This window comes from Pseudomonas sp. SID14000 (genome assembly GCF_002165135.1).
In the GTDB taxonomy this organism is placed as follows: Bacteria; Pseudomonadota; Gammaproteobacteria; order Pseudomonadales; family Pseudomonadaceae; genus Aquipseudomonas.
The window spans coordinates 173,046-195,413 of record NZ_NFZQ01000006.1 but is presented as its reverse complement, the minus strand read 5'-3'; the positions used below and the strand labels follow the sequence as shown (position 1 = coordinate 195,413).

At 64.0% G+C, this 22,368-nt stretch carries 23 protein-coding genes; 15 read left to right on the top strand and 8 right to left on the bottom strand.

The annotated features are described in order from the left end of the window. Positions 1-117: 117 nt before the first annotated feature. The 6 genes from CAY82_RS11125 to CAY82_RS11100 all read left to right on the top strand — a co-directional run bounded on the left by CAY82_RS11125 (position 118) and on the right by CAY82_RS11100 (position 6,768). Positions 118-1,143 carry an ABC transporter substrate-binding protein gene (locus CAY82_RS11125; RefSeq protein ID WP_087501235.1) on the top strand — a complete coding sequence of 342 codons (1,026 nt, stop codon included), beginning with the start codon at positions 118-120 and terminating at the stop codon, positions 1,141-1,143. Then, positions 1,140-2,057 carry an ABC transporter permease gene (locus CAY82_RS11120; protein WP_087501234.1) on the top strand — a complete coding sequence of 306 codons (918 nt, stop codon included), beginning with the start codon at positions 1,140-1,142 and terminating at the stop codon, positions 2,055-2,057. Before CAY82_RS11125 ends, CAY82_RS11120 begins: the two co-directional genes overlap by 4 nt. 6 nt (positions 2,058-2,063) lie before the next feature. After that, positions 2,064-2,873, top strand: a complete 810-nt coding sequence (locus CAY82_RS11115; RefSeq protein ID WP_087501233.1) for an ABC transporter permease — start codon at positions 2,064-2,066, stop codon at positions 2,871-2,873. A 19-nt stretch (positions 2,874-2,892) separates the two neighbouring features. Further along, on the top strand, positions 2,893-4,041 hold the full coding sequence (locus CAY82_RS11110) for an ABC transporter ATP-binding protein (protein WP_087501232.1): 1,149 nt from the start codon (positions 2,893-2,895) through the stop codon (positions 4,039-4,041). 171 nt (positions 4,042-4,212) lie between these two features. Continuing rightward, positions 4,213-5,520, top strand: a complete 1,308-nt coding sequence (locus CAY82_RS11105) for a substrate-binding domain-containing protein (protein ID WP_087501231.1) — start codon at positions 4,213-4,215, stop codon at positions 5,518-5,520. 183 nt (positions 5,521-5,703) lie between these two features. Then, the gene (locus tag CAY82_RS11100) at positions 5,704-6,768 is read left to right on the top strand and encodes a TerC family protein (protein WP_087501230.1); all 1,065 of its coding nucleotides are present in this window, start codon (positions 5,704-5,706) and stop codon (positions 6,766-6,768) included. 77 nt (positions 6,769-6,845) lie between these two features. Here the strand turns inward: CAY82_RS11100 and CAY82_RS11095 are convergent, their stop codons facing one another. Continuing rightward, on the bottom strand, positions 6,846-8,075 hold the full coding sequence (locus CAY82_RS11095; RefSeq protein ID WP_087501229.1) for an acyl-CoA dehydrogenase: 1,230 nt from the start codon (positions 8,073-8,075) through the stop codon (positions 6,846-6,848). A gap of 141 nt (positions 8,076-8,216) precedes the next feature. Here CAY82_RS11095 and CAY82_RS11090 point away from each other — a divergent pair, with 141 nt between their 5' ends. Continuing rightward, positions 8,217-9,143, top strand: coding sequence for a LysR family transcriptional regulator (locus CAY82_RS11090; RefSeq protein WP_087501228.1), 927 nt, complete (start codon positions 8,217-8,219; stop codon positions 9,141-9,143). Positions 9,144-9,336: 193 nt separating this feature from the next. Next, positions 9,337-10,491, top strand: a complete 1,155-nt coding sequence (locus CAY82_RS11085) for a cysteine desulfurase family protein (RefSeq protein ID WP_087501227.1) — start codon at positions 9,337-9,339, stop codon at positions 10,489-10,491. Between the two features lie 7 nt (positions 10,492-10,498). Here CAY82_RS11085 and CAY82_RS11080 read toward each other — a convergent pair whose 3' ends face one another. From CAY82_RS11080 to nfsB, 3 genes are all read right to left on the bottom strand, one after another. Then, on the bottom strand, positions 10,499-10,936 hold the full coding sequence (locus CAY82_RS11080; RefSeq protein WP_024087362.1) for an RES family NAD+ phosphorylase: 438 nt from the start codon (positions 10,934-10,936) through the stop codon (positions 10,499-10,501). Then, positions 10,933-11,382: an antitoxin Xre/MbcA/ParS toxin-binding domain-containing protein gene (locus tag CAY82_RS11075; protein ID WP_013973163.1), complete on the bottom strand. Its 450-nt coding sequence runs from the start codon at positions 11,380-11,382 to the stop codon at positions 10,933-10,935. The genes CAY82_RS11080 and CAY82_RS11075 overlap by 4 nt, the downstream gene beginning before the upstream one ends. A gap of 97 nt (positions 11,383-11,479) precedes the next feature. Beyond that, the gene (gene nfsB, locus CAY82_RS11070) at positions 11,480-12,133 is read right to left on the bottom strand and encodes an oxygen-insensitive NAD(P)H nitroreductase (protein WP_087501226.1); all 654 of its coding nucleotides are present in this window, start codon (positions 12,131-12,133) and stop codon (positions 11,480-11,482) included. 103 nt (positions 12,134-12,236) lie between these two features. Here nfsB and CAY82_RS11065 point away from each other — a divergent pair, with 103 nt between their 5' ends. Next, a complete protein-coding gene (locus CAY82_RS11065) occupies positions 12,237-13,160 on the top strand; it encodes a LysR family transcriptional regulator (RefSeq protein ID WP_087501225.1) in 924 nt (307 codons plus the stop codon). 91 nt (positions 13,161-13,251) lie between these two features. On the opposite strand, the gene CAY82_RS11060 is transcribed toward CAY82_RS11065, so the two are convergent. Then, positions 13,252-14,466, bottom strand: coding sequence for a sugar transporter (locus CAY82_RS11060; RefSeq protein WP_087501224.1), 1,215 nt, complete (start codon positions 14,464-14,466; stop codon positions 13,252-13,254). 210 nt (positions 14,467-14,676) lie between these two features. Between CAY82_RS11060 and CAY82_RS11055 the strand changes: the two genes are divergently transcribed. Further along, entirely contained in the window at positions 14,677-15,993 is a 1,317-nt protein-coding gene (locus tag CAY82_RS11055) for a hypothetical protein (RefSeq protein ID WP_087501223.1), read from the top strand. Between the two features lie 180 nt (positions 15,994-16,173). Here the strand turns inward: CAY82_RS11055 and calA are convergent, their stop codons facing one another. Beyond that, positions 16,174-17,226, bottom strand: a complete 1,053-nt coding sequence (gene calA, locus CAY82_RS11050) for a vanillin reductase (RefSeq protein ID WP_087501222.1) — start codon at positions 17,224-17,226, stop codon at positions 16,174-16,176. A 180-nt stretch (positions 17,227-17,406) separates the two neighbouring features. On the opposite strand from calA, the gene CAY82_RS11045 reads away from it, so the two are divergent. Then, positions 17,407-18,312, top strand: coding sequence for an AraC family transcriptional regulator (locus CAY82_RS11045; protein WP_087501221.1), 906 nt, complete (start codon positions 17,407-17,409; stop codon positions 18,310-18,312). 48 nt (positions 18,313-18,360) lie between these two features. On the opposite strand, the gene CAY82_RS11040 is transcribed toward CAY82_RS11045, so the two are convergent. After that, positions 18,361-18,957 carry a TetR/AcrR family transcriptional regulator gene (locus CAY82_RS11040; RefSeq protein ID WP_087501220.1) on the bottom strand — a complete coding sequence of 199 codons (597 nt, stop codon included), beginning with the start codon at positions 18,955-18,957 and terminating at the stop codon, positions 18,361-18,363. Positions 18,958-19,048: 91 nt separating this feature from the next. Between CAY82_RS11040 and CAY82_RS11035 the strand changes: the two genes are divergently transcribed. After that, complete coding sequence (locus CAY82_RS11035) at positions 19,049-19,645, top strand: NAD(P)H-dependent oxidoreductase (protein ID WP_087501219.1); 597 nt, start codon at positions 19,049-19,051, stop codon at positions 19,643-19,645. 1 nt (position 19,646) lies between these two features. Here the strand turns inward: CAY82_RS11035 and thpR are convergent, their stop codons facing one another. Continuing rightward, complete coding sequence (thpR, locus tag CAY82_RS11030) at positions 19,647-20,192, bottom strand: RNA 2',3'-cyclic phosphodiesterase (protein WP_087501218.1); 546 nt, start codon at positions 20,190-20,192, stop codon at positions 19,647-19,649. 159 nt (positions 20,193-20,351) lie between these two features. Between thpR and lpxO the strand changes: the two genes are divergently transcribed. The 3 genes from lpxO (at position 20,352) to CAY82_RS11015 (ending at position 22,363) form a co-directional block, all read left to right on the top strand. Further along, positions 20,352-21,251, top strand: a complete 900-nt coding sequence (lpxO, locus tag CAY82_RS11025; protein ID WP_087501217.1) for a lipid A hydroxylase LpxO — start codon at positions 20,352-20,354, stop codon at positions 21,249-21,251. A 119-nt stretch (positions 21,252-21,370) separates the two neighbouring features. Continuing rightward, on the top strand, positions 21,371-21,715 hold the full coding sequence (locus CAY82_RS11020) for a carboxymuconolactone decarboxylase family protein (RefSeq protein ID WP_087501216.1): 345 nt from the start codon (positions 21,371-21,373) through the stop codon (positions 21,713-21,715). A 78-nt stretch (positions 21,716-21,793) separates the two neighbouring features. Continuing rightward, positions 21,794-22,363, top strand: a complete 570-nt coding sequence (locus CAY82_RS11015) for a GNAT family N-acetyltransferase (RefSeq protein WP_087501215.1) — start codon at positions 21,794-21,796, stop codon at positions 22,361-22,363. Positions 22,364-22,368: the final 5 nt, after the last annotated feature.

The following is a 22,368-nucleotide window of genomic DNA, read 5'->3' as shown; positions in this document are numbered from 1 at the left end:
CTGTACTCACAATCAAAAACGGCCACAAGACACTTTGTTTTAGCTGCTCCCCGAACACTGTTGGCGGGCGCACCACAAGCCCCGCCTCGAATAACAAAAAGCAACGAGGGCGTAACCATGCTGTTGAGCAAACGTGTAACCGCAGTGCTGTCCGCCAGCCTGCTGACCCTGGCATGTCAGGCCTCCCAGGCCGCCGACAGCCTGAACTTCGTCAGCTGGGGCGGCACCACCCAGGACGCCCAGAAAGAAGCGTGGGCCGCACCCTTCACCAAAGCCACCGACATCAAGGTCGTCCAGGACGGCCCCACCGACTACGGCAAGCTCAAGGCCATGGTCGAGAGCGGTAACGTGCAGTGGGACGTGGTCGACGTCGAAGCCGACTTCGCCCTGCGTGCCGCCAGCGAAGGCCTGCTCGAACCCTTGGATTTCAACCAGATCAAGCGCGACAAGATCGACCCGCGCTTCGTTTCCGACCATGGCGTCGGCTCGTTCTTCTTCTCCTTCGTGCTTGGCTACAACGAAGGCAAGCTCGGAACCAACAAGCCGGTGGACTGGAGCGCACTGTTCGATACCAAGGCCTACCCCGGCAAGCGTGCCCTGTACAAATGGCCCAGCCCCGGCGTACTGGAACTGGCCCTGCTGGCCGACGGCGTAGCCCCTGACAAGCTGTACCCGCTGGACCTGGATCGCGCCTTCAAGAAGCTCGACACCATCAAGAAAGACATCGTCTGGTGGGGCGGTGGTGCCCAGTCGCAGCAGCTGCTGGCCTCGGGTGAGGCCTCGCTCGGCCAGTTCTGGAACGGCCGCGTCTATGCCCTGCAGCAAGACGGCGCACCGGTGGGCGTGAGCTGGAAGCAGAACCTGGTCATGGCCGACTTCCTGGTCATCCCCAAAGGCGCCAGGAACAAGGATGCAGCCATGAAGTTCCTGGCCCACGCCAGCAGCGCCGAAGGCCAGGCCGAGTTCGCCAACAAGACCGCCTACGCGCCGGTGAACGTCGATAGCGTGGCCAAACTCGACAAAGACCTCGCGCAGAACCTGCCGACCGCCTATGCCCAGGACCAGGTCACTCTCGACTTCGCCTACTGGGCCAAGAACGGCCAGGCCATCGCAGCCCGCTGGAATGAGTGGCTGGTCAAATGAAAGTCGCCATCAACGCCCTGCACAATGCACAAGGTGCCCCCACGGGCACCGGCGCTCCGGAAGCAGCCCCCCGTCGCGTCAGCCTGGGCCAACGTTGGAAAGGCAGCCGCAACCTGCTGCCGGCCCTGCTGTTCCTCGGCCTGTTCTTCTTCGCCCCGCTGGCAGGCCTGTTGCTGCGTGGGGTGCTGGAGCCAACGCCGGGCCTGGGCAACTACGAGCAGCTGTTCGCCAACTCGGCTTATGCGCGAGTGCTGTTCAACACCTTCTCGGTGGCCGGCGTGGTCACCCTGATCAGCGTGCTGCTGGGCTTTCCGCTGGCCTGGGCAATAACCCTGGTGCCCAAGGGCTGGGGCCGCTGGTTGCTGAACATCGTGCTGCTGTCGATGTGGACCAGCCTGCTGGCGCGCACCTACTCGTGGCTAGTGCTGCTGCAGAGCTCCGGGGTGATCAACAAGGCGTTGATGGCCATGGGTATCATCGATGCCCCGCTGGAAATGGTGCACAACCTGACCGGTGTGGTGATCGGCATGAGCTACATCATGATCCCGTTCATCGTGCTGCCGTTGCAGGCGACCATGCACGCCATCGACCCGATGGTGCTGCAGGCCGGCTCGATTTGCGGTGCCAGCCCGTGGACCAATTTCTGGAAGGTGTTCCTGCCGCTGTGCCGCTCGGGGCTGTTCTCCGGAGCACTGATGGTGTTCGTGATGTCGCTCGGTTACTACGTCACCCCGGCCCTGCTGGGCGGTGCGCAAAACATGATGCTGCCCGAATTCATCATCCAGCAGGTGCAGTCGTTCCTCAACTGGGGCCTGGCCAGCGCCGCCGCCGCACTGCTGGTGGTGATCACCCTGGTGCTCTTCTACCTGTACCTGAAGCTGCAGCCGGAATCCCCGGTTGGCAACGCGAGGTAAACCGCCATGCTCCTGTCTCCCAATGCCATGGGCCGCCCGCTACGTACGGGCCTGTACCTGACCACCGGGGTCATCGCGGCCTTCCTGCTGCTGCCGGTAGTGTTCATCGTGTTGCTGTCGTTCGGCTCGTCGCAGTGGCTGGTGTTCCCGCCACCAGGCTGGACCTTCAAGTGGTACGGCCAGTTCTTCTCCAACCCGGAGTGGATGGACGCCGCGCTGGCCAGCCTGAAGGTGGCCGTGCTGACCACCATCGCTGCCGTGCTGCTCGGCCTGCCCACCGCGTTCGCCCTGGTGCGTGGCCGCTTCCCCGGCCGCGAGCTGCTGTACGGGCTGTTCACCATGCCGATGATCGTGCCACTGGTGATCATTGCCGTGGCGGTGTACGCGCTGTTCCTCAAGCTTGGCTACACCGGCACGCTGTTCGCCTTCGTGGTCAGCCACGTGATCGTCGCCCTGCCCTTCACCATCATTTCGATCATCAACTCGCTGAAGCTGTTCGACCAGTCGATCGAGGATGCCGCGGTGATCTGCGGCGCGTCGCGCCTGCAGGCGATCTTCAGGGTGACCTTCCCGGCGATTCGCCCGGGGATGATCGCCGGCGGCCTGTTCGCCTTCCTGGTGTCGTGGGATGAAGTGGTGCTGAGCGTGATGATGGCCAGCCCCGACCTGCAGACCCTGCCAGTGAAGATGTGGACCACCCTGCGCCAGGATCTCAGCCCGGTCATAGCCGTGGCCTCGACCCTGCTGATCGGCCTGTCGCTGCTTGTCATGTTCATTGCCGCCGCCTTGCGCCGGCGCACCGAAGCCAACGCCTGAGCGCACGGAGAAAACAACAATGAGTGCAGTGATCAAAGAAAACGCGCACGGCAAGACCCTGGTCAGCCTGCGCGGCCTGAACAAGCACTACGGCGACTTCACCGCCGTGGACAACCTCGACCTGGAAATCCAGGACGGCGAGTTCCTGACCTTCCTCGGCTCCAGCGGCTCGGGCAAGTCCACCACCCTGTCGATGCTCGCTGGCTTTGAAACGCCGAGTAGTGGCGAAATCCTGGTCGATGGCCAGTCACTGGTCAACGTGCCGCCACACAAGCGTGACATCGGCATGGTGTTCCAGCGCTATTCGCTGTTCCCGCACCTGAACGTGCGCGACAACATCGGCTTCCCGCTGGCCATCCGCAAGCTCGGCGCCAGCGAAACCGCCAAACGCGTCGATGCCATGCTCAAGCTGGTGCAGCTGGAGAAGTTCGCCCACCGCAAGCCGTCGCAGATGTCCGGTGGGCAGCAACAGCGCGTGGCGATTGCCCGGGCGCTGGTGTACGAGCCGCGCATCCTGCTGATGGACGAGCCGCTCGGCGCGCTGGACAAGAAGCTGCGCGAAGACCTGCAGGACGAACTGCGCCAGTTGCACCGGCGCCTGGGCATCACCATCGTCTACGTCACCCACGACCAGGAAGAAGCCATGCGCCTGTCCCAGCGCATCGCCATCTTCAGTCACGGCAAGATCGTCGGCCTGGGCACCGGTTACGACCTGTACCAGAACCCGCCGAATGCCTTCGTCGCCTCGTTCCTGGGCAACTCCAACTTCCTGCGGGTCAAGGCCAGCAGCAATGGCGCGGGCAGCTTCGAGGGCCAGCCGGTGGCCATTCGCCTGACCCCGGGCCTGGCCGCCTCGCAGGATGCACTGATCATGGTGCGCCCGGAAAAGGCCCTGGCCCTGACCACCGAACAGGCCAAGCGCGAGCCGCTGCCGGCGGGCTGGAACGAGGTCAGCGCCAAGGTTGGCGAAGTGCTGTTCCTGGGCGAGAGCCAGACCTGCCATGTGATGACCGCGGGCGGTACCGAGCTGACGGTGAAGGCGCTGTCGGCGGCGGGCATGCCGATGCAGCCGGGGGAGACCGTGAAGGTGCGCTGGGCGGTGGCGGATGCGTGCATTTATACCGAGTGGGCAGAAAGTGACCTGAGCAAGTCTGCCGGGGCGCATTGACGTCTTGAGTCGTGCGGCGGCTGGCAGATCGAGCGCCGCCCGCGCGGCGCTTCGCGGGCGGCGCTCGATCTACCAGGCGCTGCACGACTCAAGATGTGAGCAACACCGTCACATTAACATCACGCCACTGTCGTAATCTGCCGGCCAACCCTATGCCATAGGCCTTCCGGCATGCCCCGCCTGCTTGTCTTGCTGTTCACCCTGCTACCGCTGGCGACCCTGGCCGCGCCCGCGCACCTGCGCGTGCAAGGCTCCAACACCATTGGCGCGGCCTTGCTGCCGGCGCTGGTGCAGGGGCAATTGCGCGCACAGCAAGCTACCGCCATTGAGCAACACCCGGGCAAGCTGGCCAACGAGACGGTCATAACCGCTCGCGATGCACACGGCCAACCTTTGCGCATCGACATCGCAGCCCACGGTTCCAGCACCGGCTTCGTTGCCCTGGGCCATGGCGAGGCCGACCTGGCCGCCGCTTCGCGGCCAATCAACGACAGCGAAGTACGCCAACTGCAGGCTTTGGGCGACCTGCGTGCCGCTGCCACCGAACAAGTCATCGGCCTGGATGGCGTCGCAGTCATCGTTCATCCCGACAACCCGCTACCGCAGCTCACCACCCGGCAACTGGCGCAGGTTTTCTCGGGGCAGATCCAGCGCTGGGAACAACTGGGCGTCAGTGGTGGGGCCATCCACCTGTACGCCCGTGACGACCGCTCCGGCACCTTTGAGACCTTCAAGGCGCTGGTGCTGGAGCCTCAGCACGGCGAGCTTTCTGCCAATGCTGAGCGTTTCGAGTCCAGCGACGAGCTGGCCGTGCGAGTGGGTGCCGATCGCCAAGCCATCGGCTTCACCAGCCTGGCGGCGGTGCACGGGACCAAGGTGCTGGCGGTGGCCGAGGGGGATGCGCCGGCCATGCTGCCGGCGCGTGCACTGGTAGCCAGCGAGGACTACCCGCTATCGCGGCGCCTGTATTTCTACCTGCCGGCCAACCCCAAGCCCCAGGCCAGGGCCTTGGCCGATTTCGCCCAGAGCCCGGCGGGTCAGGCGATCGTCGCCCAGCAGGGTTTCGTTTCGCAGCAGATCAAGGCCCAACCTGTAGCCCCCCAGGCCGACATGCCGCCGCGTTACCGCACCCTGGCCCAGCAGGCGCAGCGCTTGAGCGTGAACTTCCGCTTCCAGGAAGGCAGCGCCAGCCTCGACAACAAAGCCCTACGCGATGTGCAGCGGGTGGCCGACTACCTCCGCCAGGCTGGCAAGCTGCAGCGCAGGGCGGTGCTGGTGGGCTTTGGCGACCCCAAGGAGACACCCGGTCGAGCCGCCCTGCTCTCCCGCCTGCGGGCCCAGGCGGTGCGCCGTGAACTGGCGCGCGATGGCGTGGAGGTGCTGGAGGTGACGGGGATGGGGGATGAACTGCCAGTGGCAGGGAACGAGCTGGAGCAAGGGCGGTTGCGTAATCGTCGGGTGGAAGTGTGGGTGTATTGATCCGAAAGCGGCCCAAATCCCTGTACGCCTTGCCTGGCAAAGAAATGTAACAGCTCCCCATTCGGCATCACCGGCAAACGGGTCTAGGCTCAAGCCCATGTGATACCGGGCCCCTCTGACGGCTGCCAGGCCGCCATGTCGGATCACTGTTGCCATGCAACGTCGACATTCAAGGAGGGGCTCATGACAGCTCTACAAGCATTCCTCACCACCTCGTTCCTCGGTACCAGCACCTGGTTGTGGCTGGTATTCATGGCCATCGTCATCGGATTGCTGGTACTCGACCTGGGCGTGCTGCACCGCCACGACCGGGAAATCGAAATGCGCGAAAGCCTGCTGCTGTATTCGGGCTATTTCAGCGTCGGCGTGCTATTCGGTGCCGGAGTCTGGTACCAGTTGGGCGCGCAATCGGCGCTGGAGTTCTACACCGGGTTCCTGGTCGAGCAGTCGCTGTCGATGGACAACGTGTTCGTCATGGCGATGATCTTCGGCTATTTCGCTATCCCCCGCCGCTACCAGCACCGCGTGCTGTTCTGGGGCATCCTCGGGGTAGTGTTCCTGCGGGCGATAATGATCGGCGTGGGCGCGGCGCTGGTGCAGAACTTCGCCTGGGTGCTGTACATCTTTGGAGCCTTCCTGCTGTTTACCGGGGTGAAGATGGCGCTGTCGAAGGAAGACAGCCGTCCCGACCTGGCCAACAACCCGATCCTGAAGTTCGTGCGCCGGCACATGCGGGTCACCGAGCAGATCCACGGCTCGCACTTCTTCGTGCACCAGACCCCGCCCGGGCAGCACAAGGCACTACGCTACGCCACCCCGCTGTTCATGGCGCTGGTGTTGATCGAACTGGCCGACCTGGTGTTCGCCGTCGACAGCGTGCCGGCAATCTTCGCCATCACCCAGGACCCGTTCATCGTCTACACCTCGAACATATTTGCCATCCTTGGCTTGCGCTCGCTGTACTTCGCGCTGGCCGCGCTGATGCACCGGTTCGTGTACCTCAAGTATGCGCTGGCGCTGGTGTTGATCTTCATTGGCTGCAAAATCTTCTACCACGGCATGGTGGGTAAGGTGCCGGCGTTGCTGTCGTTGGGGGTGACGTTCGGGTTGTTGCTGGGTGGGGTGGTGGTTTCGTTGCTCAAGACGCGGGGGGAGAAGCCGGAAAGCAAGGAGGCTCAATCCAGGCAGCCTTCAAATGCCGATCGCACAGTCAGCGAGAAGGAGGAAGACCCGCAGATGCGGGTCTGACCATCCAGAGGAACCAGTGAGCCTTCAAGGGCCTCTTCGCGGGCAAGCCCGCGAAGAGGCCGGAACAAGCCGGTAAATCATCGTCCGCTACGCATCATCTCCGCCGGCACGTACTTGCCGATCTCATACTTGCCGATCGCCGCCCGGTGCACTTCATCTGGCCCGTCGGCCAGGCGCAAGGCGCGTTGCATGGCGTACATGTAAGCCAGCGGGAAATCGCCACTCACCCCTGCCCCACCATGAATCTGGATCGCCCGGTCGATCACCTTCAGTGCCACGTTCGGCGCCACTACCTTGATCTGCGCAATCTCGCTGCGGGCCACCTTGTTGCCGACCCTGTCCATCATGTAGGCCGCCTTCAGCGTCAGCAGCCGGGCCATGTCGATCTCCATGCGCGAGTCGGCGATCTTGTCGATGTTGCCACCCAGGCGCGCCAGTGGCCTGCCGAAGGCAGTACGCTCCACCGAACGCTTGCACATAAGCTCCAGCGCCCGCTCTGCCATGCCGATCGAGCGCATGCAGTGGTGGATACGGCCAGGGCCCAGGCGCCCCTGGGCAATCTCGAAGCCACGGCCCTCACCCAGGATCACGTTCTCATATGGCACCCGCACGTTCTCGAAAAGCACCTCGGCGTGGCCATGGGGAGCATCGTCATAGCCGAACACCGGCAGCGGGCGGACGATCTTCACCCCGGGCGCATTGGTGGGCACCAGCACCATCGAGTGCTGCTGGTGGCGTGGCCCTTCAGGGTTGGACAGGCCCATGAAGATCATCACCTTGCAGCGTGGGTCGCAAGCGCCGGAGGTCCACCATTTGCGGCCGTTGATTACCCATTGGTCACCGTCACGCACGGCGGTGGCGGCCATGTTGGTGGCATCCGAGGAGGCCACGTCCGGTTCGGTCATGGCGAATGCCGACCGGATCTCGCCATGTAGCAGCGGCTCCAGCCACTGGCGCTTCTGCGCTGTGCTGCCATAACGCACCAGCACTTCCATGTTGCCGGTGTCCGGTGCCGAGCAGTTGAACGGTTCCGGGCCGAGCAAAGAGCGCCCCATGATTTCCGCCAGCGGGGCGTATTCCATGTTGCTCAGGCCGGCGCCGTATTCCGATTCTGGCAGGAACAGGTTCCACAACCCTTCGGCGCGGGCCTTGGCCTTGAGCTCTTCCATGATTGCGGTGGGCTGCCAGCGGTCGCCCTCGGCGACCTGGCGCTCGAACACCGCCTCGGCTGGATAGACATAGGCGTCCATGAACGCGCTGACGCGCTCACGCAGTGCCTGGACCTTGGGCGAATAGGCGAAATCCATCGGGGGCTACCTTCACGGTTCGGAATACATGGGCCAGAGCCTAGAGCAGCTTGGGCCCATCCACCTAGTCTATTTTCCGCGTGTATAAACATTCATAACCGATATATGATCGCCCCATAATTCCAACAAAGAGCGGCGTCCATGAACCTCAGCAAGGTCGACCTCAACCTGTTCATCGTGTTCGATGCGATCTATACCGAAGCCAACCTGACCCGCGCCGGGCAGATTGTCGGCATCACCCAGCCGGCAGTATCCAACGCCCTTTCGCGGCTGCGTGAAACCTTCAACGACCCGCTGTTCGTGCGCACCGCCCAAGGCATGGTGCCCACGCCCATGGCGCAGAACATCATCGGCCCGGTGCGCAATGCCCTGGCCCTGCTGCGAACATCGGTGCAGGAAAGCCGTATCTTCAACCCGCAGCAGGCCAACAAGACCTTCCGCATCAGCATGACCGACCTGACCGAAGCGGTGATCCTGCCGCCGCTGTTCCAGCGCCTGCGCCGCCTGGCACCTGCGGTACTGATCGAAAGCTTCCTGTGCAAGCGCCGCGAGACCACCAAGGAACTGGCCGCCGGCCGCCTGGACTTCGCCATCGACGCACCATTGAACACCGACCCGCAGGTACGCCACGTCAAGCTGATGCAAGACCGCTATGTCTGCGCCCTGCGCCAGGGCCACCCGCTGGCCGACAGCAAGCTGACCCTCGACAGCTACCTGGGCATGACCCACATCCATATCTCCAGCCGGCGCAACGGCCTGGGCTATGTCGACCTGGCCCTGGGCAAGATGGGCGTGCAACGCAAGGTTGCCTTGCGCTCGCAGCATTACCTGATGGCCTCGCAGGTGTTGCAGCAGACCGACATGGCGATGACCGTCCCCGAGCGCTTCGCCCGCCGCCATCAGTTGCGTTACCAGCCATTACCGGTGGAGGTGCCAGCGCTGGAAACGCACCTGTACTGGCATGAAAGCACCGATCAGGATCCGGCCAACCGCTGGATGCGCGAGCAGATCACCGAGTTGTGCGAACGTGTGGTGGCCGAGGAAGAAAAAGCCTCGGCACCGGCCTGAAGACGTTACCCAGGGTCTCTAGTGAATATTTCGTCACCAGGAGAAAAATATTCCATATGCAATTAATTATGTAGAAAGAACTACTACATGACGTGAAAATAGAGCTACAGGAAGCGAAAAATATCTCTAAGGCAGCGGGTACGCTTACTCCAACGATCGCCGATTTCACTGCGACAGACACGGACCCGCCCCAATGCCCAGCGCCCCGCTCTACTTCGATTACGCCGCCACCACTCCGGTCGACGACCGGGTCATCGAAACCATGCTCGCCTGCCTTGGCAGCCAGGCCAACTTCGGCAACCCGGCGTCCAGTGGCCATGCCTTCGGCCAGGCCGCCCGCCACGCAGTGGAGCAGGCCCGCCAGCAAGTGGCCGAACGCGTCGGCGCACAGGCCGATGCACTGGTCTGGACCTCGGGTGCGACCGAGTCCAACAACCTGGCGCTCAAGGGCATTGCCCAGGGCCTTGGCCAGCCCGGGCACCTGATCACCAGCCAGCTGGAACACAAGGCCGTGCTCGACACGGTGGCCGAACTGGAGCGCCAGGGCTGGGCGGTTACCCGCCTGACACCGGATGCTGCCGGCCTTGTTCAACCTGCAGCAGTGCAGGCAGCGTTACGCGCCGACACCCGTCTGGTGTCGCTGATGGCGGTCAACAATGAACTGGGTACGATCACCGACTTTGCCGCAATTGGCGAACAGGTGCGTGCCCACGGTGCCCTGCTGCACGTGGATGCGGCGCAGGCGGTGGGCAAACTGGCCATTGATCTGAGCGCGATGGCCGTGGACCTGATGTCGTTCTCGGCGCACAAGGTGTATGGACCCAAGGGCATCGGTGCGCTCTACGTGGGGCCGCGCGCCCGCACACTGATGCGTGCGCAGATGCACGGCGGCGGCCATGAGCAGGGCCTGCGTTCCGGAACCCTCGCGACCCACCAGATTGCCGGCATGGGCAGCGCCTTTGCCCTGGCCGGCCAGCCCGGCGACAGCGAACACCTGCGCCTTGAGCAACTGGCCAGACGCCTGCGCGAGGGCCTGCTGGCCCTGCCCGGCGTTACCCTCAACGGCTGCGCCAACCAGCGCATTCCCCATACGCTGAACCTGTGTATCGACAGCAAGGGCTTCAACAGTGCGGCGCTGGCCAGCGAGCTGGCGTTGTCGACCACCTCGGCCTGTAACTCGGCGAACAATTCAGCCTCGCATGTGCTGCTGGCGCTGGGGCTGGATGAACGCCAGGCACGCAACAGCGTGCGCCTTAGCATCGGGCGTTTCAGCAACGAGGCTGAAGTGGACAAGGCGCTTGAAGTGTTTGCCCGGGTGCTGGCAGCGGCATCAGCTGCACTGTGGTAACGCTGCCCTAGAACAGCCGGCTGTCCGGCGTGAAGTCCTCGACCTCGAGCCTGGCGCTGTTTGCCTGCGGGTGGCGCGGGTTGAACAGGTAATTAGTGGTGCTGGGCATGATCGCGCTCGGCACCGGCAGCAGCAATGCCGAACACTCATCCAGAAAGCGGTTGCCCAGGCCCCGGGTCAGTTCGGTCTGGTTCGACCAGCCAGGCTGCAAAGCAGGCAACTGCGCTTGCGAAACGGTGTCGGGCAACTCGATGCGGAGCAGGCGCATGGTGGTGGGAAAATCCTCAGGGTCGATCTCCAGGTGCACCAGCACCTCAAGCATCGCCCCGGCCGGACTGGTGGCGGCATACACCACTGGCCGGCCCGCCTGGTGCCAGCGACCGCTGACACGCAAGCCGCCCGTTCCGCTCAAATCTGCATAGGCGCTGATACGCCACAGAATCACAGACCAAAGCCCTCTGCGATCTGCAGCAGCATCTCTTCGACCTGGGTGGTGCCTTGCTGGGTGGTGAGCATCTGCATCGGCGTCAGCCCCGAGAAGCGCTCCTTGGGTTTGGACAACCAGCGCTTGGCCTTGCCCGCTTCGCCGAACACGGCTTCTGCCATGGCGGTGATATGGGCAGAGCGAAATAGCCGGTCGCTTTCCTCCACGGTCAGTGGCTGGTCACGTTCGATGCGGGTTTTCAGGGTGCGCAGCGGAATGATCTGGTCACGCTCCACGGGGGTGAACACGCCGAGCTCGGTCAATTTCACCAGCCAGGTGGCGGCAAAGCCGTGGGTGATACGGGTATGGATTTCGAAGTCACTGGCGAGTTCGGGGATTTCCAGCAGCGCATGCAGGCGCGCCCGGTACTCGTGGTAACCGTTGTCGCGAAGCACTTCGGCAAGCATGGCTCTCTCCTTTCCGGCGTTTGCCGACAAGTATGCGGCATATGCCGGATTTTGCAAGCCGGGCGCGAAGATGGGGCCGCAAAGCGGCCCCGCAATCTCACAGGAAGGTGAACACCTGCGAAGCCGGCAACCGCGACTTGTTCAGCCCGGCGTTGAAGTCCGTCTCGCTGCGATAGCCCAGGCTGAGCATGACCACACTGGTGAAGCCACGCTCGCGCAGGCCAAGTTCGCCATCGAGAATCTTGCTATCGAAGCCCTCGATTGGTGTCGCGTCCAACCCATGTGCCGCCGCCCCCAGCAAGGCAGTACCCAACGCCAGGTAGGTCTGCTTTTCCATCCAGTGCTGCACGTCTTTCTGGTCAAAGCGGTGCAGGTCGACGTAATGCCGGCGGCCCTGGTTCTGCCCGGCACGCGCCTGCTCATCACGGAAGCGGCCATCGGCAGTTTCCTGATCGAGCACGGCATTCAGGTGTGCTTCGGTCATCTCGGTACGGGTGCAGAACACGATCACATGCGAGGCATCGAGGATCTTCGGCGAATTGTAGGCATAGCGCTCTGCGGTGCTCTTGGCCAGGCGGGCCTTGCCTTCGGCACTGTCGGCGACGATGAAATGCCACGGCTGCGAGTTGACCGAGGACGGGCTGTGGCGCAGTTGCTCGAGCAGGGCATCGACAGTGGCCTGAGGAATACGGCGCGAGGCATCGTAGGCTTTGGTGGTGTAGCGGCGCTTGGCCAGCGAGACGGTATCCATGCAACAACTCCGGGAATGAATGGGGATTTGCCGTGCATCTTATCTTTCCTGTAGAAAAGAAAAACCGGCACAATGCAGCAACACTTTCATCCCTGGAGTGAAAATGCTGCGCATCGCCGACCTCGAACTGTTCGTCCGCAGCAGCGTGCTGGGCAGCTTCACCGCCGCCGCCCACGAGGCCGAGCTGCTGCCAGGCCAGGTGGCCGCCGCGATCAAGCGCCTGGAACGCGACCTCGACGTGCGCCTGTTCGCCCGCACTACCCGCAGCCTGCGCCTGACCGCCGAAGGCGAGTTATACCTGCCGACCGCCCTGAATGTACTGGAGAGCCTGCGTCAGGGCCGTGAAGATCTACATGGCAACCCCAACACTCTGCGCGGTACGCTGCAGGTGTCGGCACCTTCCGACCTGGGCCGCAACATGCTGCTGCCGTGGCTGAGCGCCTTCCGCCGCGAACACCCGGCCCTGCACCTGCGCTACTTGCTGTCCGACCAGATCGCCGACCTCAACCGCGACCCGGTGGATGTGGCGATCCGCTATGGCCTTAACCAGGACGCCAACTACATTGCCCTGCCGCTGGCCGACTGGAACCGCCGGGTACTGGTGGCCGCGCCCGACTACCTGGCCCGCCACGGCCGCCCGCTCACACCCGAAGCCCTGCAGCAACACACCTGCCTGCTGTACATGCAGCACAACCGGGTCTATGACAAGTGGCGGGTCGGCAACCGTACCGTGCAGGTGCGCGGGCCGCTGGTCAGCGACGATGCCGACGTGATCCGCCGCCTGGCCTTGCAAGGCGAAGGCATCGTCTACAAGTCGTGGCTGGACGTAACCGCCAACGTCGTGGCCGGAGAACTGGAAATCGTCCTGCCCGAATACCTCGGTGAGCCCGCCCCGGTTACCCTGGTGTGCCCCCACCGCAAGCAACTCACGCCCGCGGTGGCGCAACTGCACCTGTGGCTGCGCGAACGCTTCGAGGCCCTGCGCAACCGGGCGCTGACCAATGGCTGCACAATCGTTCCACACTGAGCGGTGGCCATGGGCTGCCGTGCTGACTTGAGCCCTCTATCGCCAGTACCTGTGGGAGCGGGCGTGCCCGCGAAGAAACCAGCACGGGTACTCAGGAATGCCCAGGCATCCCGCTCAGCGCCTCACGGAACCGCCGGGTGCTGGCAACGGCCAGCAGCAAACCGAGCACCGCGACGCTCCCCCCCACCAGGCCGATATCCGCCACATCCAACCGGCTGCTGACGATACTGCCCAGCAACGCGCCACCGCCAATACCAATGTTGTAGATCCCCGAAAACAGCGCCATGGCCACATCGGTGGCTTCGGATGCCAGCTTCAAGGTCTTGGACTGCAGCGACAAGCTGAAGCTGAGGATCGCCACACCCCAGAACATGCTCAACGCGGCGAACACATAGAAGTTGCCCGACAGCGGCAACAGCAGCAACAGGCACGCCGCCAGCAGGCCGATCGAGCCCACCAGGAAGCCATGCTGGAAGCGGTCGCTGTAACGGCTGAACAGCAACGAGCCGAATACCCCGGCCCCCCCGAACAGCAGCAGTAACAGCGTGGTGCGTTCACCGCCGATCTGCGCCACGTGCAGGGCGAACGGCTCAATGTAGCTATAGGCGGTGAACTGCGCGGTAATCACCAGCGTCACCAACACATAGGTGATCACCAGCGCCGGGCGCCTGAACAGGATCGGCAGGCTGCGCAGCGAGCCCGAGTTCTGGCTTGGCAGCAGCGGCAGCGACTTCATCAGGCACAGCATGGTCGCCAGCGCCACCCCGGCAATGCTCAGGAAGGTGATGCGCCAGCCCAGCGCTTCGCCCACCACACGGCCCAGCGGGATACCCAGGACCATGGCCAGGGTGGTGCCGGTGGCTAGCAGCCCCAGTGCCTTGGCCTGCTGGCCGGGCGGCGCCACGCGTACCGCCAGGGAGGCAGTGATGGCCCAGAACACCGCATGCGCCAGGGCAATACCGATACGGCTGACCAGCAACATGGCAAAGCTCTGTGACAACCACGACAGCAAGTGGCTGACGATGAACACCAGGAATACGAACAGCAACAGGCGCCGCCGCTCGATGTTGCGGGTCAGCAGCATCATCGGTAGCGAGGCCAGCGCCACCACCCAGGCGTAGATGGTCAGCATCAGGCCGACCTGGGCGGTGCTCATGTCAAAGCTGCGGCCAATGTCGCTGAGCAGCGCCACCGGGACGAACTCGGTAGTGTTGAAGATGAAGGCCGCCAGGGCCAGGGCAATGACGCTCAGCCAGCTGCCGCCACCCGCCGTGGGTGGCCTGTTGGTGGGTGTGGGTCCGTTCATGGGTGAGAAACCGGTTCTCCGCAGACAAGGCAACAGGGCGCACGCCCCCCACCCGCTTGCATAGGTGTAGGCGCACGCTTTGTTATTTGGAAGGAATGCCCGGCATGGTACGCGTCAAACCGGGGCCTCACAACCGCGAGGCGGGCAGACGGAGTACCATGCGCGCTTTGCATGAAACGCGTATGCAGCAACAAGGAGCCCGATCCGCTCATGGACCAGCAGCCCCCCCAGCAACAGTGGCAGCAGGCAGTCACCGCCTATGCACAGGCCGTCAACGATTATGTCGCGCAGGGCCGTACGCAAGGCTGGGATCACCTCGAAGCACCGCAGGCGCCGGCCACCGAACATCTCCTCGAGGCCTGGCTGGCAGCCCTGCAGGAGGCCAACCGCCCCGGTGTCGACGAGCAGCAGCGCCAGGCCTTCCGCGAAGCTTGGCCACCTGCCCACCAGCCCCTTGTGCCGTTGCTTGACGAGCACGGCCAAGGAATCAGCAACGTCCTGCTGCTGGAGGACGGCAGCCTGCTGGCACGCATCGGCATGCCGCATGAAAAGGGTCAAGTGGTGCGCATCGACTGCCACGGGGTGACCCCGGTGATCGGCATCGATCACTTCGGCCGCTGCCCGGCCCGCCGCTACTTCGCCCTGGCCAATGCCGAGGGCGTGCGCGTGACCGATGGCTGGGGCGGCCCGCAAGTGCTGCGCCTGGCCTGGCCCACGGGGCTGGAGGGGTTGCCGGCGGGTTACCCGTTCGAGCCGTTCGACCTGCCACCCACGCCGAGCGCGCTGATCCCGTTTCCGGATGGCCAGCGGGTACTGCTGGTGAGTGCCGAGGGCATCTTCCTGCTGGCCTGCCACGGCGCGACCCGCCTGCTACCACACCAGGCACGGGTGCTCGACGAGCTGGACGAAGGCACCGACCCTGACGACATCAGCCTGGGGCTGAGCATGGAGCACGGTGCGGTGTCGGTAGATGGCCGGTTGATCGTGATCGGCGAGCAAGGCAGCCGCCATCTGGTACTGGACGACCAGCTCAGGCCCATGGCGGCAATCGGCCCGGCCAGCGAATATCCGCACTTTGCGCTGTTCAACCGCACGGGTGACCAGTTGATACTCAATGCCTGCCATTTCTACAGCGGTGCCACGCTGGCCGTCAGGGTGGCCGACTTGCCTGGGCTGGATACCGATTACTACAGCCAGGACCCACGTACCCTGCTGGTGCAGGATGGCGCACGGGTGTATGCCGGCGTGGCGCGCGACGGCGAGTACATCGTGGGGGATGCCTATGGTTACCTGCGGGCGTTTGGCGAAGATGGCCTGGAGCATTGGCAACATTACCTGGGGTCGACCATCAGTGCGCTGGATATCAGTACCGACGGGCGTACGCTGGTGGCGGCAAGCCATGCCGGGTTTGTTTCGGTGATTGCCCTGGATAGCGGGCGGCCGGCCTGGCAGATCGGTACCGGGGCGCATGGCGAGGTGCGGCGGTGGTTGTTCTGGAAAGGCTGGGACAGGGCATTGGCCTGGTAACAGATCCAGCACCTTTATGGCCTGTACCGGCCTTTTCGCGGGTAAACCCGCTCCCACAGGGACATCACAGGCGCCAAGGTCTGTGCAGTCTCTGTGAGAAGCTTCAACACAGAACCTGAAGCCTGCGTGCCTGTGGGAGCGGGTTCACCCGCGAAGAGGCCAGCACAGGCAACCCATCAGTCAGCCCTGCAAAGTGGCCATATCGATCACGAACCGGTACTTCACATCCCCGGCAATCATCCGCTCATACGCCTGGTTGATGTTGCGAATATCCAGCAGCTCGATATCACAACGAATGGCGTGCTCGGCACAGAAGTCCAGCACTTCCTGTGTCTGGGCAATACCACCGATCAACGACCCCGCCAGCACCCGACGCTTCATCACCAGATTGGCCGCATGCACCGCCGGGTCGATCGGCTCGATCAGGCCGACCAGGATGTGCACGCCATCGAACTTGAGGGTTTCCAGGTACGGGTTGAGGTCGTGCTGCACCGGGATGGTGTCGAGCAGGAAGTCGAAGCGACCCGCCGCAGCGCGCATCTGCTCGGTATCGGTAGACACGATCACATGGTCGGCACCCTGGCGGCGGGCTTCCTCGGCTTTGGCCTGGGAGCGGGTGAACAGGGTCACTTCGGCGCCCAGGGCCTTGGCCAGCTTGATACCCATGTGGCCCAGGCCGCCCATGCCAAGGATGCCGATCTTGTGACCGGGGCCGACACCGTGGTGCTTGAGCGGCGAATAGGTGGTGATGCCGGCGCAGAGGATCGGCGCGGCGCTGGGCAGGTCCATGCCGGCCGGAATGCGCACCACGAAGTGCTCGCTGACCACGATGCTGCTGGAGTAACCGCCCATGGTGTTGCTGCCGTCGACCCGGTCCGGGGTGGCATAGGTCATGGTCGGCCCTTCCAGGCAGTATTGCTCCAGGTCCTTGGCACAGGCTTCGCAGTGGCGGCACGAATCGACCATGCAGCCAACGCCGACCAGGTCGCCGACTTTGTGCGCGGTCACTTTGTCGCCCACTGCGGTGACCCGGCCGATGATCTCGTGGCCAGGCATCAGGGGGTACACGGCAATGCCCCATTCGTTGCGCGCCTGGTGGATGTCGGAGTGGCACACACCGCAGTACAGGATCTCGATGGCGACGTCGTCCGGGCGCGGGCTGCGGCGCTCGAAGGTCATGGGGGTCAAGGGGCTGGTAGGGGTCTGGGCGGCGTAACCGATGGCGGTGTACATGCAGGGCCTCGCTAAGAAGTGAAACGATTCAGGCGGCGCATTCTGCGCGCCATGCGCCGCCTCGCCCACAGCTGATTCTCCGGCATCCATGCCTGATTCTCCGAAGATGCCATGCAGTGCCTGGCGCCGGGCCGTCATTCTGCGATGATTAGACTGTCCGATTCTCTGCCCAGGTCCATCATGCAACTGACCCGCCATGTCGACGCCAATGCGCCGCTTTGCGCACTGATCCGCAGCCTCGCCACGCGCCCGGGCTTCGTGCCCACGCACCTGCCCCAGGTGCAGGTGCTGAGCTGGGAGCACTATGTGGCCAGCAGCCCGCAGATCTACGAACCCAGCCTGATGATCCTGGCCCAGGGCAGCAAGCTGGCGCGCCTGGGGCCGCGTACCCTGGAGTACGGTGCCGGGCATTACCTGGTGCAGGCATTGTCGGTGCCGTTCATGTGCGAAACCTTCGCCACCCCCGAAGCGCCGCTGCTGGGCGTGGCGGTGGACATCGACCGCGGCGTGCTGGGTGAACTGGTGCAAAACATGGCCTTGGCGCCGGATGCCGCGGTGCAGGCGCAAACTCCGCAGTCGATGACCTCGGCGGCACTCGATGCTCCGATGCGCGAATGCGTGGAACGGCTGCTGCGCTGCCTGCAGGACCCAATGGACGCCAAGGTGCTGGGCCCGGCGCGGGTACGCGAAGTGCTGTACACCGCCCTGCGCGGCCCACAGGCCGGCGTGTTGCGGGCATTGGTGGAGCAACAGGGGCACTTCGCCCGCATCGGCGCCGCCCTTGCCCACCTGCGCGAGCACTACACCGAGCCGCTGAGCGTGGAAGCGCTGGCCGCGCGCGCCAACATGAGCGTTTCGACCTTCCACGAGCACTTCAAGCGCTGCACCGACATGGCACCGATGCAGTACCTCAAGCGCCTGCGGCTGCTGAAAGCCCAGCAAATGCTGATCGGCGAAGGCCTGGGGGTGGCGCAGGTCGCGCACCGGGTCGGGTACCAGAGCACCTCGCAGTTCAGCCGCGAGTACAAGCGTCAGTTCGCCCGCAGCCCGGGGGATGAGTTGCCGCATCAGAGCCTGCCGGTGTGATCGCCTGCCGGCGATGGGCTGCAGAGCAGCCCGGGTACTCTCAAGGCTTCATTGCCGCTCGACCATCGCCACTATTGCTGCCTGCAATTCGGCCTTGGCCTGCCCGGCGTCCAGCTCCCCCGCCGCAGCTGCCTGCGACAAGGCATCCGCCGCCCCCACCATCAGGCGCATGCCCGCCAGCCCAATGTTGCCACTGGGCGAAAACCCGACCAACGCCTCGCGGCACTTGTCCAGAAACGGCTGCTCATACGCCCGCTTGAGCGCTTCCATTTCCGGCGAGCCGGCCAATGCCGCCGACACTCCCGGTATCTCACGCCCCTGACTCATCACACAGTCCACGTAGGCCTCGGAAATTACCCCGGCGCGGCTGGCCAGGCTGGCATCACAGCGCACCAGCGCCTGCTCCAGCATTCGCGTCTGGCGTGCGTCGTATTGCTGATACAGCACCACCAGCAGGCCGGTGCGGGTCTCGAAGTGGTCGTACACCACCGGCTTCGTCACCCCCGCCTGCTCGGCCAAACGGCCGAGGCTCAGGGCATCGGTGCCCTCCTCCCGCACCAACTGCCAGGCCACATCGAGCAACTGCCGACGGCGCTCGTCGCGGCTCAGGCGCTTGCGCGAGCGGGTTTGATCATCGCTTGACATTATTACCTACCAAAAGTAACTTACCGAACGTAACTTACCTAGAGTATATAACGCTCTGGGTAACTCTGCATCCCGTCCTGGAGAGACAACCATGCACGCCCTGATCGTCGTCGGTCATCACGACCCGCAATCCCTTACCCATGCGCTGGCCCGCCAGATCGCCGTCGGCCTGGCCAATGCCGGCCACGGCAGCGAAATCGCCGACCTGGCCAGTGAAGGTTTCGACCCACGCTTCGGCCTTGCCGACCATGCAGTGCACCGTCGGCTGGCGGCCCCGCCAGCGGATGTACTCAAGGAGCAGGCGCGCATCGAACGCGCCGATGCACTGGTGCTGGTCTACCCCATCTATTGGTGGTCGCTGCCGGCCTTGCTCAAAGGCTGGGTCGAGCGGGTGTTCAGCAACGGCTGGGCGTTCGACTATGAAGGAGGCATCACCGTCAAGAAGCTGCGCGGCATGAAGGTGCACCTGGTCGGTGTCGCCGGTGCCGATCGCGGCACCTTCGAACGGCATGGCTATGGCGAGGCGATGCGCGTGCAGATCGAGCACGGTATTTTCGATTACTGCGGCGCCGAGGTACTCAGCTCCACCCTGCTGGACGATAGCGAAGGCGCAGACCCGGCACCGCACCTGCACACGGCACACAGGCTGGGTGAGCGGATGTTCGCAGACTGCGAGGTCACGGCCTGAATCAACTCGACAGCGGCCACTGCGCCAATGGCCAGTAAGCGCCCTTGCGCGACTCGTACAGTGTGAAATGGCGGGCAGCGAGATAGAAATCCGGCGCGCTACTGGCCTCTGGCGGCTGGCCGCGGTACTCCCTGGCCAGCGTCAGGTGCGGGCGATACTCACGGTCGGCCGCTTCCACCCCCAACGGCAGCAGCGCCTGCTGCAAGCTGTAAACCAGTTGCAACAGGGCCGGTGGTGCCTGCTGCGCTTCCAGCACCAGGGCGCTGGCCCGCTGCCACACCTGCAAGCGGTCCAGTAACAGCCGTGGTGCCGCGGCCGGAAGCGCCAGCTGGTCGACCGCCGCGCAAATTGCAGGCACATGGGCGGTATCCACATCACCGAGGAACAGCAGTGTTACATGGAAGTTGGCGGCCGGCACCGGCTTGCCGCTGCGCAGGTTCAAGCCGCGTCGCCACTGGGCCAGGGTGCGGCGCTGGGCATCGCTGACCGGCAAAGCGAAGAATAGCCGCTTGAAGGGGGTACCACTGGGGCGTACGTCCTGAATCATACGAACTCCTGAGCCATGAAACGTTTATGCAAGGCTGCAGGGCATTAAACCTAAGTCGCCCCTGCGCGTCGTAACAATAAGTACAAACTACCCCCATGATTGTTTATGCTGGCGGGCTTATGCCATGGCGCATGGCCATTTTTCGACAAGTAAACGTCCATGAAAATTGCACTCGTACTCATCTTCGCCTTCTCGATCGCCTATGTTCACCTGCGCGGTCGGGTTCGCCACAAGCTGACCCGTCAGCTGGGCGACCACTCCAGCTTCCTGGCACCGGTCAACAGCTTCCTGTACCTGTTTTCCAGGCATCCGGCCAAGCCTTACCTGCCGGTAGAGGCCTTCCCCGAGCTGCAGACGCTGCAGGACCACTGGCAGGAGATCCGCGAGGAGGCCCGCCAGCTGCTGCATGTGGGCGAAATCAAGAAATCCGACAATTACGATGATGTCGGTTTCAACTCATTCTTCAAGACCGGCTGGAAGCGCTTCTACCTGAAGTGGTACGGCGAAAGCCACCCGTCGGCAATGACCCTGTGCCCACGCACCACCGAGTTGCTCAAAGGCATCAGCACGGTCAAGGCCGCCATGTTCGCCACCCTGCCGCCGGGCGCCAAGCTGGTGCGCCACCGTGACCCGTATGCCGGCTCGTACCGCTACCACCTGGGCCTGGACACGCCGAACGACGACGGTTGCTACATCGACGTGGACGGTGAGAAGTATTCATGGCGCGATGGCGAGGGCGTGGTCTTCGACGAGACCTACATCCACTACGCGGCCAACACCACCGAGCACAACCGCATCATCCTGTTCTGCGACGTGGAACGCCCGCTCAAGTACCGCTGGGCAACCGCGTTCAACCGCTGGTTCAGCCGCAAGGTCATGGCCGCTGCCGCCGCCCCCAACGACGCCGGCGACAAGACCGGTGGCATCAACCGGCTGTTCACCCGCATCTACAAGATCCGCGAACGTGGCAAGGCGTTGAAGAAGCGCAACCGCACGCGCTACTACCTGGAGAAGTGGGCATTCGTCGCGGCGTTGGTGCTGGTGTTCATCTACATCTGATCGGTGTGGGAGCGCGCAGCCAAAGGGCCTGCGCGCAACCAACCAAAGTACAAGTCTCACGTTTCCCGCTCTTCGACTAGCCTGAAAGCTCCACTCGCAACCTCCCCAAGGTGAAGACGATGAGCATGATGGACTGGGACGCCTACCGTAAGCAGTTGATGGCCGGCATCGGCGATCTCAAGCAGCTTTCCCCTGATACCGTGGCCGGCTACATGACTGCCAGCGGCGCTGGGGCCAGGACCAACCACCTCGATGCCAAGACCCGCGAGCTGATCTCCCTCGCCGTGGCCGTGACCACCCGCTGCGACGGCTGTATCGCCGTGCACTCGCAGCAAGCCGTCAAGCACGGTGCCAGCCGCGAGGAAATCGCCGAGGCTCTCGGCGTGGCCGTGGCAATGAACGCCGGAGCCGCGCTGGTCTACTCGGCACGGGTCATGGATGCGGTGGGCAAGGCCAACGACTGAGCGCAATTGGCGTCGTCGCCCTTGCGCGACGGCGCCGCGCCACCCAGACTGGGCAGCCCAGCCCTTGCAGGAATCCGCATGATCCACATCCGCCCCATGATGCCGGAAGACTTCGAACGTTTCTGGCCCACCTTCCAGGCCGTTGTCCAGGCCCGTGAAACCTACGCATTCGACCCGGCCCTGAGCTTCGATCAGGCCCGCCAACTGTGGCTGGAGCTGCCCATGCGCACGATGGTTGCCGAGGCAGACGGCGAGCTGCTGGGTTCGTACTACCTCAAGGCCAATGCCGCCGGGCCGGGCGGGCACGTTGGCAATTGTGGCTACATGGTCTGTGAGGCTGCACGCGGCCGGGGCGTGGCGCGGTTGATGTGCGAGCACTCGCAGAAACTGGCGCGCCAGGAGGGCTTTCTGGCCCTGCAGTTCAACTCGGTGGTGGCCACCAACGAGGTGGCGGTGGCGCTCTGGCACAAGCTGGGCTTCGAAACCGTTGGCCGCTTGCCCAAGGCCTATCGCCATGCCCGCCTGGGGCTGGTGGACTGCCTGGTGATGTACAAGTGGCTGGCGGATGAGCCGGTGGTGGAGAAGCCGCAGCTGCTGATCGGGCGCAAGAATATCGAGGCGCGGGTGTCGCGTCGGCGCGGGCGCTGATTTCT